The organism is Mesorhizobium sp. M7A.F.Ca.AU.001.01.1.1 (assembly GCF_004022735.1).
In the GTDB taxonomy this organism is placed as follows: Bacteria; Pseudomonadota; Alphaproteobacteria; order Rhizobiales; family Rhizobiaceae; genus Mesorhizobium; species Mesorhizobium ciceri.
In genome coordinates this window covers 1-1,007 of sequence record NZ_RZPF01001188.1, presented here as the reverse complement: position 1 = coordinate 1,007, position 1,007 = coordinate 1, and the positions used below count along the sequence as shown (strand labels likewise).

The window sequence follows — 1,007 nt, the reverse complement described above, 5'->3', positions numbered from 1 at the left end:
GGCGTGCTGGGCGTGATGCGCATCGCCTTCCAGAACATGGGCAGCGGCGGCATCGACGCCACCTGGTCGAAGGCCATCGAAGGCCTGCGCCACGCCTTCCGCCGGCTGCAGCAGATCAACACCGCCTCGCGCTCGCGGCGCAACGTGCAGCGCCACTACGATCTGTCGGGCGATCTCTACCGGCTCTTCCTCGACGAGGACATGCAATATTCCTGCGCCTATTTCGAGCAGCCGGACATGACGCTCGACGAGGCGCAGGGCGCCAAGAAACGCCACATCGCCGCCAAGCTCCGGCTGAAGGCCGGCCAGACGGTGCTCGACATCGGCTCCGGCTGGGGCGGGCTTGGCCTCTATCTCGCCAAGGCGTTCGACGTCGACGTGCAAGGCGTCACGCTGTCGACCGAGCAGCATGGCGTCGCCACCGACCGGGCGCATGCGCAAGGGCTGGAAAGCCGCGTGCATTTCGAGCTGAAGGACTACCGCGAACTCAATGAGCGTTTCGATCGCATCGTCTCGGTCGGTATGTTCGAGCATGTCGGCGTCAACCACTATCGCACCTTCTTCGACAAGAGCGCGACGCTGCTCAAGCCGGATGGCGTCATGCTGTTGCACACGATCGGCCGTTCCGGCGTGCCGTGGGCGACCAGCGCCTTCATCCGCAAATACATCTTCCCGGGCGGCTACATCCCGTCGCTGTCGGAAGTGATGCCTGCGATCGAGAAGTCGGGCCTGGTCGTCACCGACGTCGAGATCCTGCGGCTCCACTATGCCGACACGCTGAAGCACTGGGGCGAGCGCTTCGCCGCCAATCGCGACAAGGCCAAGGCGATCTATGACGAGCGCTTCTGCCGCATGTGGGAATTCTATCTGGCGGCCTCGGAAGCCGCATTCCGCTGGCAGGATCTGGTGATCTTCCAGATCCAGATCGCCAAGAAGAACGATACGCTGCCGATGACACGCGACTACATGGCCAAATGCGAAAAAGCGCTGGAGATGCGCGATATGGG

Annotated in this window: 1 protein-coding gene; it reads left to right on the top strand. The window is 63.4% G+C overall.

Going from position 1 to position 1,007, the window contains the following annotated elements; genetic code table 11:
• Positions 1-1,007 (top strand): cyclopropane-fatty-acyl-phospholipid synthase family protein (locus tag EN884_RS36955; RefSeq protein WP_164895461.1); only part of this gene is annotated, 1,007 nt, incomplete at both ends.